This is a genomic window from Spirosoma validum (assembly GCF_014699035.1).
GTDB classification, from domain to species: Bacteria; Bacteroidota; Bacteroidia; order Cytophagales; family Spirosomataceae; genus Spirosoma; species Spirosoma validum.
Genome location: NZ_JACXAA010000011.1, coordinates 248,351 through 263,369, shown reverse-complemented (window position 1 = coordinate 263,369; position 15,019 = coordinate 248,351). Strand labels below are relative to the sequence as shown.

12 protein-coding genes are annotated in these 15,019 nt (G+C 47.8%); 7 read left to right on the top strand and 5 right to left on the bottom strand.

The annotated features are described in order from the left end of the window. Window positions 1-98: 98 nt before the first annotated feature. The 3 genes from IC230_RS25545 to IC230_RS25535 form a co-directional block, all read right to left on the bottom strand. Window positions 99-1,346 (bottom strand): NAD(P)/FAD-dependent oxidoreductase, encoded by a 1,248-nt coding sequence (locus IC230_RS25545; RefSeq protein ID WP_191041900.1) that lies wholly within the window; start codon window positions 1,344-1,346, stop codon window positions 99-101. A gap of 100 nt (window positions 1,347-1,446) precedes the next feature. Continuing rightward, window positions 1,447-2,451: a 4-hydroxyproline epimerase gene (locus IC230_RS25540; protein ID WP_191041899.1), complete on the bottom strand. Its 1,005-nt coding sequence runs from the start codon at window positions 2,449-2,451 to the stop codon at window positions 1,447-1,449. A gap of 166 nt (window positions 2,452-2,617) precedes the next feature. Continuing rightward, entirely contained in the window at window positions 2,618-3,526 is a 909-nt protein-coding gene (locus tag IC230_RS25535) for a dihydrodipicolinate synthase family protein (RefSeq protein ID WP_191041898.1), read from the bottom strand. A gap of 147 nt (window positions 3,527-3,673) precedes the next feature. On the opposite strand from IC230_RS25535, the gene IC230_RS25530 reads away from it, so the two are divergent. The 3 genes from IC230_RS25530 to IC230_RS25520 all read left to right on the top strand — a co-directional run bounded on the left by IC230_RS25530 (window position 3,674) and on the right by IC230_RS25520 (window position 5,960). Continuing rightward, entirely contained in the window at window positions 3,674-4,540 is an 867-nt protein-coding gene (locus IC230_RS25530) for a helix-turn-helix domain-containing protein (RefSeq protein ID WP_191041897.1), read from the top strand. Between the two features lie 226 nt (window positions 4,541-4,766). Beyond that, entirely contained in the window at window positions 4,767-5,477 is a 711-nt protein-coding gene (locus IC230_RS25525; protein ID WP_191041896.1) for a MotA/TolQ/ExbB proton channel family protein, read from the top strand. Between the two features lie 90 nt (window positions 5,478-5,567). Beyond that, on the top strand, window positions 5,568-5,960 hold the full coding sequence (locus IC230_RS25520; RefSeq protein WP_191041895.1) for an ExbD/TolR family protein: 393 nt from the start codon (window positions 5,568-5,570) through the stop codon (window positions 5,958-5,960). 107 nt (window positions 5,961-6,067) lie between these two features. Here IC230_RS25520 and IC230_RS25515 read toward each other — a convergent pair whose 3' ends face one another. Further along, window positions 6,068-8,635 (bottom strand): TonB-dependent receptor, encoded by a 2,568-nt coding sequence (locus tag IC230_RS25515; protein WP_191041894.1) that lies wholly within the window; start codon window positions 8,633-8,635, stop codon window positions 6,068-6,070. A gap of 287 nt (window positions 8,636-8,922) precedes the next feature. Here IC230_RS25515 and IC230_RS25510 point away from each other — a divergent pair, with 287 nt between their 5' ends. Together IC230_RS25510 and IC230_RS25505 are read left to right on the top strand one after the other, a co-directional pair. Then, a complete protein-coding gene (locus IC230_RS25510; protein ID WP_191041893.1) occupies window positions 8,923-10,503 on the top strand; it encodes an FAD-dependent oxidoreductase in 1,581 nt (526 codons plus the stop codon). 102 nt (window positions 10,504-10,605) lie between these two features. Beyond that, the gene (locus IC230_RS25505; RefSeq protein ID WP_191041892.1) at window positions 10,606-11,436 is read left to right on the top strand and encodes a 3'-5' exonuclease; all 831 of its coding nucleotides are present in this window, start codon (window positions 10,606-10,608) and stop codon (window positions 11,434-11,436) included. A gap of 8 nt (window positions 11,437-11,444) precedes the next feature. On the opposite strand, the gene IC230_RS25500 is transcribed toward IC230_RS25505, so the two are convergent. Then, window positions 11,445-12,374 carry a Kelch repeat-containing protein gene (locus IC230_RS25500; RefSeq protein WP_191041891.1) on the bottom strand — a complete coding sequence of 310 codons (930 nt, stop codon included), beginning with the start codon at window positions 12,372-12,374 and terminating at the stop codon, window positions 11,445-11,447. A gap of 274 nt (window positions 12,375-12,648) precedes the next feature. On the opposite strand from IC230_RS25500, the gene nuoK reads away from it, so the two are divergent. Then, the gene (nuoK, locus tag IC230_RS25495) at window positions 12,649-12,993 is read left to right on the top strand and encodes an NADH-quinone oxidoreductase subunit NuoK (RefSeq protein ID WP_191041890.1); all 345 of its coding nucleotides are present in this window, start codon (window positions 12,649-12,651) and stop codon (window positions 12,991-12,993) included. Between the two features lie 95 nt (window positions 12,994-13,088). Beyond that, a complete protein-coding gene (gene nuoL / locus IC230_RS25490; RefSeq protein WP_191041889.1) occupies window positions 13,089-15,008 on the top strand; it encodes an NADH-quinone oxidoreductase subunit L in 1,920 nt (639 codons plus the stop codon). The last annotated feature ends 11 nt before the right edge of the window (window positions 15,009-15,019 follow it).

Here is a 15,019-nt window from a genome sequence, read left to right as displayed (position 1 = left end):
GCGACATAGGGTCAACTGTTTATAGAAAGACGCTAACAACTATAAACAGTTGACCCCATCGGAGTCGCATATAGACTACAACTGCCAGAAAGCGGCTATTACGCGAATCGATCAGGCCGGAAGGCGGAAATTTCCATGCTGTCGGCAGGGCCATCTACCAGTTCACTCACTAACTTACCTGTAGCTGGTCCAAGGCTTAAGCCCATCATCCCGTGGCCGGTAGCCAGTACTACGTTGTCATAGCGTTCGGTACGTCCAATATACGGCAGACCATCGGGAGAACAAGGCCGTAAACCCCGCCAAACCGTATCAACAACCGGCATGTCGACGGGAATATCCGGGTAATATTGATTAATTGACTGAACGATTCCCCGCACCCGATTCATGTTTACGGTCATATCGGTACCTGCAACTTCCAGCGTTCCGGCAAAGCGCAGATCGCTTCCCATCGGCGTGGCCGTAGCGCGGGCTTCAAGCATGATGGCCGGTACGCGTATATTATTCGCTACGTTCCGAAGCATAAAACTGTAGCCTTTGCCACCCTGCAACGACAAGCGCAGCTCTAATTGCTGCGCGATTACTGGCGACCAGGCTCCTCCAGCTATCACCACCGTATCGACTGGATAATCGCCCTGCGACGTCTGCACCGACGTAACGCGGGCGCTCGTTTTTCCGAAACCCGTTACGGTATGATTTTCCAAAATCGTGACGCCTTCCTTGCGAAGATACAACACCAGCGAACGGATCAATTCATTTGGATTCAGGTGAGCATCGCCGGGAAACAGGATGCCGCCCCGTACGTCGACGCGTGTATTAGGTTCCAGATCCTGAACCTGTTGCTCCGTTAGTATCTGTGCTTCGATACCGGCGCGGTTGGCTACGTCGGCTTCTTCGACCATTTCGTGTTCAGCCGAAGCGGTTTTGTAGAGCATCAGCAACCCCCGTTCCTGCCACTCGAAGTTCAGATCGCCATTGGCCGCTAAATCCTGATACAACCGTTTGCTTAATAAACTGAGGTCGCGCAGGACTGGAATGGAATACGCTACGTGTTCAGGGGTTGAATGCCGATAAAACAGCCAGCCCCAACGTAGCAAATCGGCGTTCAGGCGCGGTTTGACGTAGAACGGACTGGTCGATTTCAGCATCCAGCGCATCCCTTTGGCAATCATACCGGGTTGCGCCAGCGGAATAATGTGGCTGGGGACAATCATGCCTGCATTCCCGAACGAACAACCATCAGCAATGGGTGCCTGGTCGAACAACGTAACATGGTGGCCTGCTTTGTGTAGGTAATATGCTGAACAAAGCCCAATGATCCCCCCACCTACAATACCAATGTGTGACATCTAAACAATGATTGAAAGAGCGAAAGAGTGAATGAGTGGTGATGGAGCAGTATTTCGGCTAATGTATACGCTCTTTCACTCATTCAGTCTTTCGCTCATTTTATATGACCTGAAATCCGTGTACGTATGGATCGTCTTCGTCCAGAATGATGTGGTTGTAGCCATGAATTTTGGCCCAACCTTCAATACTTGGAATAATGGCAGGCTTTCCGGCCAGTTCAGTTTCGGCTTCGATACGTCCGTTGAAAATCGATCCGATAATGCTCTCGTGCACAAACGTATCGCCGGGCTTCATCCGTCCCTGTGCGTACCACTGCGCCATCCGTGCCGATGTGCCCGTACCGCATGGCGACCGGTCAATAGCCTTATCGCCGTAGAAAACCGCATTTCGAGCCGTAGAGGTTTCCTTAATTGGTTTACCCGTCCAGAGAATATGACTCAGCCCGTTGATCGTCGGATTCTCGGGATGCACGAAGGTATACTGCTCGTTCATATGCTGACGCATGACCCGTGCCCAGCCGATCAGTTGCTCGGCTTTGTAGTGTTCTATACCCGGAAAATTCGGCTGCGGATCAACGATGGCGTAGAAATTGCCCCCGTATGCTACGTCTACCGTTAATGTTCCCAGATCAGGACACTCGACCGTCAGTTGCTCGGCGGCCAGATACGACTTGATATTCGTGATCTTTACCGACGTTACTTTCTTGCCTTCCTGTACATACTCCGCCCGAACCAACCCCGCGGGCACTTCCAGATTCAGTACACCCGGTGTTTTGGGCATGATCAGGTTCTGCTCAATGGCAACTGTCACCGTACCAATGGTTCCGTGACCGCACATCGGCAAACAACCCGAGGTTTCAATGAACAATACGCCCGCATCATTGGCCGGATCAGTGGGTGGATACAGAATACTTCCCGACATCATATCGTGGCCGCGTGGTTCAAACATGAGCCCGGTTCTGATCCAGTCGTAGTCGCGCAGAAAATGCTGACGTTTTTCGCTCATGCTTTCGCCCTGCAAAAACGGAATGCTTCCACCCGTCACAACCCGCACCGGATTACCGCAGGTGTGTGCATCGATGCAGAAAAAATGGAATTCGGCCATTTATAAATTGGTGTTACTACTGTTGGGTTATGGAGCGATTCGAATTTAGTACTGCAGGTAGCGTGGACTTTAGTCCGCGTAGCCGTCAGGCTAAGTTGCAGCTATATTTTTAGCCTAACGGCTACGCGGAATAAAGTCCACGCTACCTATATATACCCTGAATTCATTATGCATTAATCATAGGACGTTTGGCCAGGGCCGTCTCAATTATGTTCAGAACCTGCTCGCGTTCAGCACCGATGAGCGGTAAGCGAGGAGCCCGTACGTATTCGGAACCAAGACCCGTTGCCTGAGCTGCCAGTTTAATATATTGTACTAATTTTGGATGAATATCCAGCTCGAGCAACGGCATGAACCAGCGATAGATTTCCAGTGCTTCAGCCACCTGACCTGCTTTAATTAACTCATAAATAGCAACCGTTTCCTGTGGAAATGCGTCGACCAGACCGCCAACCCAACCATCGCAACCCAGTAACAGCGCTTCCAGCGCTAGCGTATCAACACCACCCAGCAATTTGAATCGGTCGCCAAACGCATTCCGCATTCGCGTTACGTTAGTCAGATCGCGGGTCGATTCTTTAACGGCCTGAATGTTTGGTAGTTCGGCTAACTCCTCGAACATCGCTACGGTGGTCATGATTTTGTAATCATACGGATTATTGTAAATCATGACGGGCAGAGACGTTTCCTGCGCGACGGCTTTGAAGAACGTAACGGTCTCGCGAGCGTCAGCCGGGTAACGCATCGGCGGCAACAACATCAGTCCATCAGCGCCGTTGGTTTCGGCTTCGTGCGCCCGGGCAATGGCCTGTTTGGTCGCCTGCTCCGCAATGTTAACCAGTACGGGAACTTTGCTATCACAAACAGCTAACCCTGATTTCAGGAGGTCAATTTTTTCCTCATTCAACAACGTACTGGCTTCACCAAGCGAACCGCCGATGATAAAACCGTGTACACCAGCCTCAAGCTGAGCGTGTAAGTTTTTTTCGAACAAAGGCAGATCAAGTTGATCGTCGGCCGTAAATGGAGTCAGAAGCGCGGGATAAACGCCTTCCCATGAGACAGAAACGTTCATAGCAGGTATAAAAATTTATAGGAGTACAATCGAATACTCAAATTTCGGCATTGTGGGGCAGAACGGATAGCTGATAATTAGTCGCTTATAATACTATTTTCACTACATTAGCAGTGGGGGTAAATAAATCTCGTCAAATTCATACCAATGAAGCCGCTATTATTTAAAGTTCCGGTAGTTGACGACCGCTCGTTTCGGGTTGAGCAGGATAATCTTCCTCATTTTTATGGGAAATTACATTTTCATCCGGAAATTCAACTGACGCTTATTCAGCAGGGAGAAGGAACGTTGATTGTCGGTGATAAGATTGACCGGTTCCGACGCTACGATATTTTACTGCTGGGCGCAAATATGCCGCATGTACTACGTAGCGATCCCGACTATTTTCAGGCTGATTCGGTCCGTCGCTCGACTTCGGTTTCTATTTTATTTCGTCCCGAACAGTTAGACGCGAGTGTACTGGGTTTGCCCGAAACAAAACATTTAAAACTGCTTTTGCAGGAAGCCCGTCAGGGTGTACGGCTCCGATGTAACGAAGATGATCCATTGGCCAAACATCTGGAAACGCTGCCTGGCCTTCGTCCGTTTGAGCAATTTATGAGTCTGTTACGTGCCCTGGATACGTTAGCAACCAATCCCGATCGGGAAGTATTGTCGATAACGGCCTACGAACAGCCTCGTCGCCCGGACGATCATCGTCGTTTAGAACAGGTATTTTCGTATATATTTCAGCATTATGCCTCACCGGTTTCCTTAGACGATGTAGCCAGCGTAGCGAACCTGACGCCAGGCGCTTTTTGTCGCTTCTTCCGCCAGCATACGCGTAAAACGTTTTCGCATCTGCTCAACGAGGTGCGTATTGAACATGCTTGCCGACATTTGCGGGAGTCTAAACAAACCATCAGTCAGATTGCCTTTGGTTGTGGCTATACCAATCTGTCGAATTTTAATCGCCAGTTTAAGGAGATTACCGGCCTGACACCGGGTGAATACATCCGTAGTTATCATCTGTAGAAATATTGATAGATGAAAGAGAAAAGATGAAAGAGAAAAGACGCAAGAAGAAAACCTATAGGCCGGTCTTTTGTCTAAACTCTTTCTTCTCTTGTCCAATAGACTAATTTTATCTTTCGTTTTCAGGAGGCTTGCTTATCTTTGACAACAATATCCGATGAAACCAGCACGTTTGTTTCAATAACGATTACTGACTAATCCTCATCTATTTACCCGACTCGTTCGTATGCTCTTGCTTCAGGTACCGGCCGTTGATACTTCGGCTGCATCGCTGTCGGCCACGGCGGCTGCTCAACCCCAAAGTCTGCAACTGTTTGATTTAGTAGCGAAAGGCGGTTGGGTCATGATTCCCATCGCGTTTTTGTTCTTTTCTACACTCTATCTGATTTTTGAACGCTTCTTTGTCATCCGCTCTCAAACGAAAGCCGATGCCAACTTTATCGACAACATTCGCGATATGGTGGCGCAGGGAAACATCAAATCGGCGGAGTCATTTGCTAAAAATCAGCGCACCGCCATGGGACGTGTGTTTGAAAAAGCCATCGGCCGTATCGGTTCGCCCATTCGGGAAATCGAAGGTACTGTTGAAACCGTCGGCCAGATTGAATTGTCTCGCCTGGAACGTAACATGGGGTATTTGGGAATTATCGCTGGTATTGCTCCGATGATGGGCTTTATTGGAACGATCTCCGGAATTATCCGGATTTTCTACGACATCTCTCTCTCCGATAATATCAGCGTTGGTATCATTGCTGGGGGGCTATATGAAAAAATGATTACGTCGGGAGCCGGTCTGATTGTGGGCGTTATCGCTTACACAGGCTATCACCTGCTCAACATGATGATCGAGCGATTTACACTGGCGCTCGAAATGAACGCGTTCGAGTTTATCGAAGTCCTTCAAAAGCCAACGGCCGAACCCGCCCGGATGCGGTAAAATAAGTCGATACGGGGCCGCCCGTGCGGTCATTAGTCGTCAGAAATTAGCTACTGATCACTGTTGACTATCTACCAATGACTAACCTTTATGAAACTCAGAAGAAAAAGCAAGTTTGCTGCTGAAGTCGCGACCTCTTCGCTGAACGACATCATGTTTTTCCTGCTGTTGTTCTTCCTGATTATCTCGACCGTAGCAAATCCAAACGTCATCAAGTTGATGTTGCCCAAAGCCGCTTCGACGCAGCAGTTAAGCAAGAAGCAGGTAACACTATCGGTCGATGGCAACAAGCAGTATTTTATTGATAAAAAGCCGGTTGAGCCGGCCAATCTGGAAAACGAACTGAAAACGATCATGGCCGGTATCGCTGAACCAACCGTTGTGGTACGTTTCGACAAAACACTGACCGTACAAGATCTGGTAGACGTACTGCAAACCGGTGCCAAGTTGAATATCAAAATGGTCATGGCAACGTCGAAGTAAACGAACCGATTTTTTGGTACTGAATCGACAATAACGAATATCAAAAAAGCCAATGCATTTAATACATTGGCTTTTTTGATAAAATGGGAAGATTAGTTGAGTATCTATTAAAACCGGAAGTTTAGCTTACCAAACCAATACGCACCATTGATACCCATCTGAACGGGGTCCCAGGCACCACCCGACTCGGTACGATCAGCCCGGTGCATGTCTGGATAAACATTGAAGATGTTCGAACCGCCAATCGACAAGCCCATCTGCGGAGTGAATCGGTAAGAGATTGATAGATCAGTCGTGACTTTAGGCCGGTAGATGTCAATATCATTGGGTTCATACGTCCAGTTAGCCAATTTTACTTCGCCGAAACGAACGAAACGTAGCAGAAACGCCCACTTATTGATGCTGTAATCGAGCGTCAGATTCATTTTGGATGGTGGCGCGGAGGCTCTTACAAAATAATATTCCCGTAAATCGAAATAGCGGTCTTTATAAGGTCTGAGTTTATCGTTCGTATTGACGCTGATCGTATCCAGCGAGTTAAAATTCATGGCTAAAGACGTATTCAGCCGTCCGTTCCCTACCTGCGCCTGGTGCGCCAACACAATGTCGATACCGCGGGTACGCGTTGAAATCGCGTTCGTGAAGAATTGTACCTGGCTTACGTTTAGCTGGTTGAGTTCATTGGCTATTTCAGGCAGATCATTACCAAACTGTCCTGTGAGAACAACCCGATCCTTAATGCGGACGTAATACCCATCGACTGTCAGTGAAAACCCACTACCTAACTGACTGGTGAATCCTAAACTAGCATTCACGGACGTTTCCTGCTTAAGGGGAGGAACGCCCAACGCCTGCGTGACAGCGCCACCGTTTTGTGCGATTTGCACTTGTACGGCCTGACCGCCAACGAAGTTGGTAATCGTTGAGTTGAAATATACCTGCGCCAACGACGGAGCCCGGAAGCCAGTACTCAACGTACCCCGTAGCATAAATGATGGGCTGATTTTCAGGCGACTCGATAACTTACCGTTCAGCGTACTGCCGAAATCGCTGTAATTTTCATAGCGGGCCGCTGCGCCAATCATAAACGCTTTGGTCAGATCAGCTTCTGTATCGATGTATATGCCCAGATTGGTTCGGCTTTTGTCAAGCGCATTACTCGGCTGAAAACCCGGAAAACCTTGCGAACCAGCTTGTTTCGTGACATCATACGCTCTGTAGGACGCTTCTTCTCCCGCAAAAATTTTGTAGTTCTCGTACCGGAATTCCGATCCAAAGGCTACGTTCAATCCTTGCAGGGCATTCTTGTAAAAGCGCGTGAAATGCAGTCCAGTTACGTTCTGCTGCAACTGAAAACCACCGGCATTGAACTCACGGGGTGAAGAAGCCCCCATCGATACGTTAAGTGAATTCTTAACGCCATAATCGAAGCGGTTTGAACCGAAAATATTCCCAAAGTCTACATTCCAGCCGCGCAAAATGGTACGCACACCAGCCGCAAATGTTCCATCAAGGATATTACTGGTAATAATCGGGTCGAACCCATTCGGATAAATGGATGGAATGTTCCGTTCGCTATCAGCCGCGCGAGTCCAGGCGTAGGCATCGCCCTTACGAACGTTAATACCCCCGAATGCGTAAATGTGCGTATTATCTGTAATGGGAAGTTGGGCGTTAGCGTAGAGGGAAGAGTTCGTCACTTTCGGGTCACCGTATTGTCGTCGCTGGAGCGTCGAATCGATGCCGGGCGTGTTGGCCCGGTTGGTATGCTGGCGCTGGTTGTAATCGCCGGTGAGGTTCAGAAACCCATTTTTGCCAATACGCCAGCCATAGTTAGCATTCACATTAAGGTTACCCCCATCAACTTGCTGACTGTCGAACCGATATTTCGCCTGGTAGGCGCCGTAATTGACGTTGGCCGTTAATTGATTGGTATTTGATTTCAACACAATGTTGATCACTCCGGCAATGGCATCGGAGCCATACTGAGCGGCTGCTCCGTCGCGGAGAATTTCGATACGTTCGATCGCTGCCGCCGGAATCGTGTTCAGATCCGTACCCGTATTGCCCCGTCCGCGCGTACCAAACAACGTAACGAGTGAGGACTGGTGTTGCCGTTTGCCATTGATCAGCACCAGCGTCTGATCGGGACCAAGGCCGCGCAACGAGGCTGGGTCTACGTGATCGGCACCATCAGAACCGGTCTGCCGGTTTGAGTTGAACGAAGGAGCCACGAACTGCAGCAGTTGGTTTACGTCCAGCTGACCCGTTTTTGCCGTTACCTGCCGAATATCAATCACATCGATAGGCGCGGGCGAATCCGTAACAGAGCGATTTAGATTACGCGACCCAACCACAACTACCTCACTGAGGCTGGTCTGAGCAGGTTTCAGCGCAAGATTTATCGTCGTCGTTCCGGTAGATTCTACTGTCACTGGCCGATCAACGGACTCGAACCCCAGCGAACTGATACGTAGCGTGTAAGGGCCAGGAGCCAATTTTAGTAAGAAATCGCCTTCGCCGTTCGTCGTGGTACCGAGTTGCTGACCAACAACAACAATGGTGGCACCCGGTAAGGCGCTGTTGTTTGATTCGTCGGTAACACGACCGCGAAGATTCTGTGCAAAGGCAGTTGCCGATAGCAGACAACTGATAAATAAAACTTTTGTATTCATTCAGCAAAAACTAATAGAGATGAAAAATTACGCAACGTGTGGTGAGAAGTATAGGTCTTAGACGCAGAATTAAACGGGCGTTACGTCATCAGCAGCGAAAGCAATAAAGTAAACGGTGCTTTTCGGTTTAGGGAGGACAAAAGTAATGGTTGACAGAGTTACGACCGATAAACAGTCATTAAAAAAACGGAATGTGATGACCTGATCTGTGCTATCTTGACCAAAAGCAGCTGTATCATAAATCAATCTGTGTAGCTACGTAGTTTATAGAGCAAACTTAACCGCTCATGATAGCTGACTACACCGAAGCCCCCGTCTGCCACGTTGATGACCTGGCCGATGGCGAATTAAAAGAAGTCCGTGTCGGTGATACGGATGTATTATTAGCGCGTGCCGACGGACAATTCTATGCGCTCTATCATAAATGTACTCATTATCAGGCGCCGTTAGTAAAAGGCGTACTGAATGGCCATCGGCTTGTTTGTCCCTGGCATAATGCCTGTTTTGACATACGGAACGGCCATCGACTCGAAGCGCCCGCTTTAAACGGTTTGCCTACGTATGAGGTACGTATTGAAAACGATCAGGTCTTTGTGCGGCTGACGACCGATAAAGAAAGTCTGGAAAACCCAATGTCGGCACCAGACGAAGCTAATTCAGAAACCTACGTCATTATTGGAAGTGGAGGAGCCGGAGCGTTTGCCGCCGAAGGTATGCGCGAAGGTGGTTTTACTGGTAAAATACTGATGCTAACCGCTAGTGGCGAAGCGCCTTACGACCGGCCAAACTGTTCAAAAGATTACCTGCAAGGCAAAGCTCCGGATGAGTGGATGCCACTTCGCACCGAGGAATTCTATAAAGATTATGGAATTGAAATCCGCACGGGTCAATACGTAACGTCTCTTGACCCAGCTAACAAACGTATTAGCTTATCTTCTGGAGAAACTGTGCAGTACGATAAAGCAATCGTATGTTCGGGTGGTAAACCAAATCCATTATCAAGTCCGGGCGGAGATCTCAAAGGTGTGTATCCGTTGCGTAGTTTGCATGATAGCCAGACATTGCGCGAACTAGGCAAAAAAGGCAAGCGGGTCGTTATCGTTGGCAGTTCGTTTATTGGTCTGGAGGGGGCGATGAGCCTGCGTAAACTGGGCAGTGAGGTAGACGTAGTGGGTCTTGAGAAAGTGCCTTTCGAGAAAATTCTGGGTGAAAAGATAGGTCGGGTCATACAGAGCTGGCATGAGAAAGAAGGTATCCGGTTTCATCTTGGCCGCAAAGTTGATCGAATCGAAGGCACTGGTTCCGTTCGCGATGTTGTACTTGATAATGGCGAAAAACTGGTGGCCGATTTTGTGTTGCTGGGCTTGGGCGTAAAACCCCGTACTGGTTTTCTGAAAGATATTCCTATTGAGAAAGACGGGGGCGTTAAAACCGATGAACATCTACGTATTGTCGAGGGTCTCTATGCGGCTGGTGATATTGCCCACTATCCTGCAGCAGATGGACCGCAACGTATTGAACACTGGAAAGTAGCTGGTCAACAGGGGCACGTAGCAGGGCTGAATATGGCTGGTAAAGAAGAATCGTATCAGGCCGTGCCATTTTTCTGGAGCAATCAGCAGGGAAAGCGAATCAATTATATTGGGCACACTACCCAGATCGACGATATTATCTACGACGGTGATCCTGAAAAAGACGATAATTTTTTGGCGTACTACATTCAGGATGGGCAAGTTAAAGCTGCTGCCGGACTTAAACGGGATCAGGCTATTATTGCCATAAAAGAGTTGATGCAGGAAGGCCGGATGCTATCGGTTGAGGCTGTTCGGAACGGTATAGATTGGGTCAAAGAACTCAGAAAATCATAGCCCTCCTTTGTTTTAGTTCTGTCATAACCATGAACGATGGCAGAACTAAAGCCAAAACCTGTTTACCTTTGTGGTCGGACCGCGCTAAACTTCGGTTTGGTTATGACGCATCAACTTGTACTTAAGAAACCACTCGCCTTTTTCGATCTTGAAACAACGGGTGTTAATACCGCTAAAGATCGCATTATTGATATCTGTGTCGTTAAGGCTATGCCTAACGGTGAAATCGTTAGTAAAACCCAGCGTGTTCATCCCGGTATGCCCATTCCGCTGGAGTCGAGTATGATCCATGGTATCTATGATGATGATGTTAAAGATGCTCCTCCCTTTAAGTCTGTTGCCCGAACATTGGCACAGTTTATGGAAGGTTGCGATCTGGCGGGTTTTAACAGCAATCGGTTCGATATTCCTCTGTTGGTAGAAGAATTCCTTCGGGCAAACGTTGAGTTCGATATTAAAAATCGGCGTTTGGTCGATGCTCAGCGAATTTTTCACCTGATGGAGCCCCGGAACCTCTCGGCTGCATATAAATTTTACTGCAACAAAGAACTGGTCGGTGCGCACGGCGCTGAAGTTGATACGATTGCTACACTCGAAGTGCTTAACGCGCAGGTACAGCGCTATCGCGGTATGGTTGCTAAAGCGGATAATGGTCAGGATGTCGTGTTCGAGAACAATGTTGACATGCTCCACAGTCTGACCGCCAACACCAACGTCGACCTGGCTGGTCGTATAATCATCAACGATAAAGGAGAAGAGGTTTTTAACTTCGGTAAACACAAAGGATTACTTGTGCTGGACGTATTGAAAAAGGAGCCATCGTTTTACGATTGGATGCTCAAAGGCGAGTTTCCGCTGGATACCAAACGTAGGCTTACTGAAATTCGTCTGCGTATGTTCAGCAACGGATTGGCGGTCAATGGAAAGCGTTGATTGATAAGTTATTTCGTTGAAACACTAACTTCAAAAACGACGGGTATATTCGAAGAATTCTTCCCCGGTATATACAATTTCTGGCCATCTGAGAATAAATTGCCGTAACTGGGTGATCCATCAATTTTAACAGGGTCTTTTGCCCACTCATCTTTGGCAATGTCGTAAATATAGACGGAGCCGCTTTGGAGTAGATACAGATAGTCGCCCAACACCGCCGAAAACGTACTTTCGTAACTGCTGGATACGTCAAAAGGAATGTCTTTGACGGCCGTCCAGGTAGTATTGGCTGTTGAAAAATAAGCCATTTTCCGTACAGCGCCTGTCCCTCCCAGTACATATAACCGATCTTTGTAGGCCGAAATCTGGCTGCGGTTTGTGGCATACAAGTAGTTGGGAGCCGTAAACCATCTATCCTGACTAATGCTATAGTATTTGAAAAGTGTGCTGACTGTACGTCCGCCAACGAAATAAATATTGCCGTTGAAATACCCAACCCCAGCTTCGCCATTGTTATCCTGAGCCGTTGATGGGTAGCTAATAGTCGACCATGTATTGCTGGAAGCTGTGTATTTAGTGGCGTCGTTGGCAATGAAAAAAATGTTGGTTCCGTCAGATACTAGTTTACTACTATAGCCACATCCACAAATGTTAGCCGATTTTGCCAACGCTGACGAAAATGAATTGGAAGCTGTACTATACCGTACAAAAAACTGCGCTTTAGCCGTGTTGGAATAATTACCGAAATAAATAGTATTGCCAACCAGAACAGATTGAATGGGGTAGGCCCCTACATCGTACGTACTTATCGGCACACTCAACTGTTTTGGTGTCAGCACAATGTCGTTGACTGTTTTTTCGGGAGTGGCGGATGAGTCGTCGCTTTTCTTACAGGCAGTTACAACAAGCAGTAAGAAACAGAAATAATAGATTTTCATGAGTCGACTTGGTTGATTGTCAAAGTTTTGGCAGATCAAAAATCCTCATTGAATCTGATAATACGTAGCGTATAATTACTGGATTTTAAGCGGGTAAACCCCTTACGAACGATTCGCGGTACTTTGTCATTCGGAAAATTTACCTGAATTAGTGACCGAGAGGTATGTAGTTTTGCGACTAGGTATTGTATAATCTCTTATGTCATACCAAAACACCTTTCCACCAATACCGAATAATCTTTACCTTTGCGACACGTTTTATTAACCGGCAAGCATGCAACCTACGCAGAACGTCCTCATTCCGGAGGTTATTCAGCAAATACCGCTCACGTATTACCTGATTCTCAGCACCGCCTTATTCGTTATTGGTATTATCGGTGTGCTGACCCGGCGTAACGCCATCATCATTTTTATGTCGATTGAGCTAATGCTCAACGCCGTCAATCTGTTACTCATCGCTTTTTCGTCCTACCGCTCGGATTCTGCCGGGCAGGTGTTCGTCTTTTTCATTATGGCCGTTGCGGCTGCCGAAGTGTCGGTAGGACTGGCTATTATTGTGATGATTTACCGGAATACTCGCTCCATCGACGTAGGATTGCTCAATAAACTGAAATGGTAAAATGAGTCGATAGTTAATAGGTATTCGTCGTTAGTGGCTTTATTTAATCTCCAACGACTATTGACTATTGGCTGACGACTATTGACTATTAACTAATGAAAATAGAATTACTCTGTGCCTTAATTCCGCTCTTGCCGCTGATTGGTTTTCTGATCAATGGGATTGGGTTTCGCCAGGTGCCGAAAGGGCTAGCCGGTACCATCGCGACAGCAACTGTAGTAGCATCCTTTCTTATCTCTATCATTCTATTCAGGAGTTTTACCAGCGCCAGTGAACAGACTGGTCCGCTGGTTGCTACGTTGTTCGACTGGATTAGTGTCGGCGATCTGCACATCAATTTCTCGTTTCAGATTGACCAGTTGTCGCTACTGATGCTGCTGGTTGTAACGGGTGTTGGTTCACTGATTCATTTGTATAGTATTGGCTACATGAGCCATGATGAGGGTTTTGGGAAGTTTATGGCTTTTCTGAACCTGTTTATCTTTTTCATGCTGCTGCTCGTGATGGGTTCTAACTACGTCATTATGTTTATCGGTTGGGAAGGTGTGGGGCTGTGCTCATATCTGCTTATCGGTTTCTGGAACAAGAACGTCAGTTATAATAATGCCGCCCGCAAAGCTTTCGTCATGAACCGCATTGGCGATTTAGGCTTTCTGTTGGGCATATTCATGCTCATCAATACGTTCGGTACGGTCGAGTACATCGACATTTTTAAACAGGCGACGAGTCTGGAGATGGGCGACAAAACCATCTTAGCCATTACGTTATTGTTATTCGTCGGTGCCATGGGTAAATCGGCACAAATCCCACTGTATACCTGGCTTCCGGACGCGATGGCCGGTCCGACACCTGTATCGGCGCTGATTCACGCGGCAACAATGGTAACGGCAGGTATTTACATGGTCGTTCGCTCGAATGTACTATACACGCTGGCTCCTCTAACACTCGAAATTATTGGTGGTATTGCGATTGCTACGGCGCTGCTGGCTGCTTCGATTGGTCTGTTGCAGAACGACATTAAGAAAGTGCTGGCTTACTCAACCGTATCGCAATTGGGCTATATGTTCCTTGGGTTAAGCGCTACAGCGTACACGGCGGGGATGTTCCATGTTATTACCCACGCGTTCTTCAAAGCATTACTCTTTCTAGGCGCTGGTAGCGTTATCCACGCTATGTCTGATGAGCAGGACATTCGAAAAATGGGTGGTTTACGGAAAGCCCTGCCCATTACGTTCATTACGTTCCTGATCGGTACAATTGCTATTTCGGGGTTGCCACCTTTCGCTGGGTTCTTCTCAAAGGACGAAATTCTGGCGCATGTTTTTGAGCACAACAAATTGCTTTGGGCATTGGGCGTTATTGGTTCTGGCCTGACGTCTTTCTACATGTTCCGGTTATTATTCCTGACCTTCTTTGGTGAATTCCGCGGAACAGAAGAACAGCGTCACCATCTGCATGAATCACCGGCTACGATGACGATGCCGTTGGTTGTGTTGGCGATTCTATCGGCTATTGGTGGAGGACTTAACCTGCCGGGTTCGGGCTGGTTAGGTCATTTTATGGCACCTTTGTTTGAAGGGTCACGGCAAGTAAATCCAGAAGCCTTTGCGGAAGCGACCGTTGAGCACAGCACGGAATACATTCTGATGGCTGTTTCGGCAGGTGTTGCGCTACTGTCGCTGATTATTGCTTACGTAATGTATGTGAGCCGGCAGGCAGTTCCAGCGCCTAATGAAGCCGAACGTTCGCTACCAGAACAGGTTATCTATAACAAATACTACGTAGACGAACTCTACGAAACCATCATCGTTCGGCCTATTCGTGGACTAGGTGATGCTTTGTATAGTTTCGGTGAGGGGCTGGTCGATGGGGTAGTGAATGGTGTTGCCTGGCTGGTACGCCAGGGCTCAGCCCAGTTACGACTATTACAAAACGGTTCGATCAGCTTCTACGTTCTGGCAATGGTCGTCAGTATTGTTGTAATTTTTGCGCTACGGTTTTTCATCCGATTATAAGTTGAATACGA

Bases quoted from the DNA above. Each gene is read 5' to 3' on its own strand.
- IC230_RS25545 (WP_191041900.1), bottom strand. From the start codon at position 1,346: ATGTCACACATTGGTATTGTAGGTGGGGGGATCATTGGGCTTTGTTCA.
- IC230_RS25540 (WP_191041899.1), bottom strand. From the start codon at position 2,451: ATGGCCGAATTCCATTTTTTCTGCATCGATGCACACACCTGCGGTAAT.
- IC230_RS25535 (WP_191041898.1), bottom strand. From the start codon at position 3,526: ATGAACGTTTCTGTCTCATGGGAAGGCGTTTATCCCGCGCTTCTGACT.
- IC230_RS25530 (WP_191041897.1), top strand. From the start codon at position 3,674: ATGAAGCCGCTATTATTTAAAGTTCCGGTAGTTGACGACCGCTCGTTT.
- IC230_RS25525 (WP_191041896.1), top strand. From the start codon at position 4,767: ATGCTCTTGCTTCAGGTACCGGCCGTTGATACTTCGGCTGCATCGCTG.
- IC230_RS25520 (WP_191041895.1), top strand. From the start codon at position 5,568: ATGAAACTCAGAAGAAAAAGCAAGTTTGCTGCTGAAGTCGCGACCTCT.
- IC230_RS25515 (WP_191041894.1), bottom strand. From the start codon at position 8,635: ATGAATACAAAAGTTTTATTTATCAGTTGTCTGCTATCGGCAACTGCC.
- IC230_RS25510 (WP_191041893.1), top strand. From the start codon at position 8,923: ATGATAGCTGACTACACCGAAGCCCCCGTCTGCCACGTTGATGACCTG.
- IC230_RS25505 (WP_191041892.1), top strand. From the start codon at position 10,606: ATGACGCATCAACTTGTACTTAAGAAACCACTCGCCTTTTTCGATCTT.
- IC230_RS25500 (WP_191041891.1), bottom strand. From the start codon at position 12,374: ATGAAAATCTATTATTTCTGTTTCTTACTGCTTGTTGTAACTGCCTGT.
- nuoK (WP_191041890.1), top strand. From the start codon at position 12,649: ATGCAACCTACGCAGAACGTCCTCATTCCGGAGGTTATTCAGCAAATA.
- nuoL (WP_191041889.1), top strand. From the start codon at position 13,089: ATGAAAATAGAATTACTCTGTGCCTTAATTCCGCTCTTGCCGCTGATT.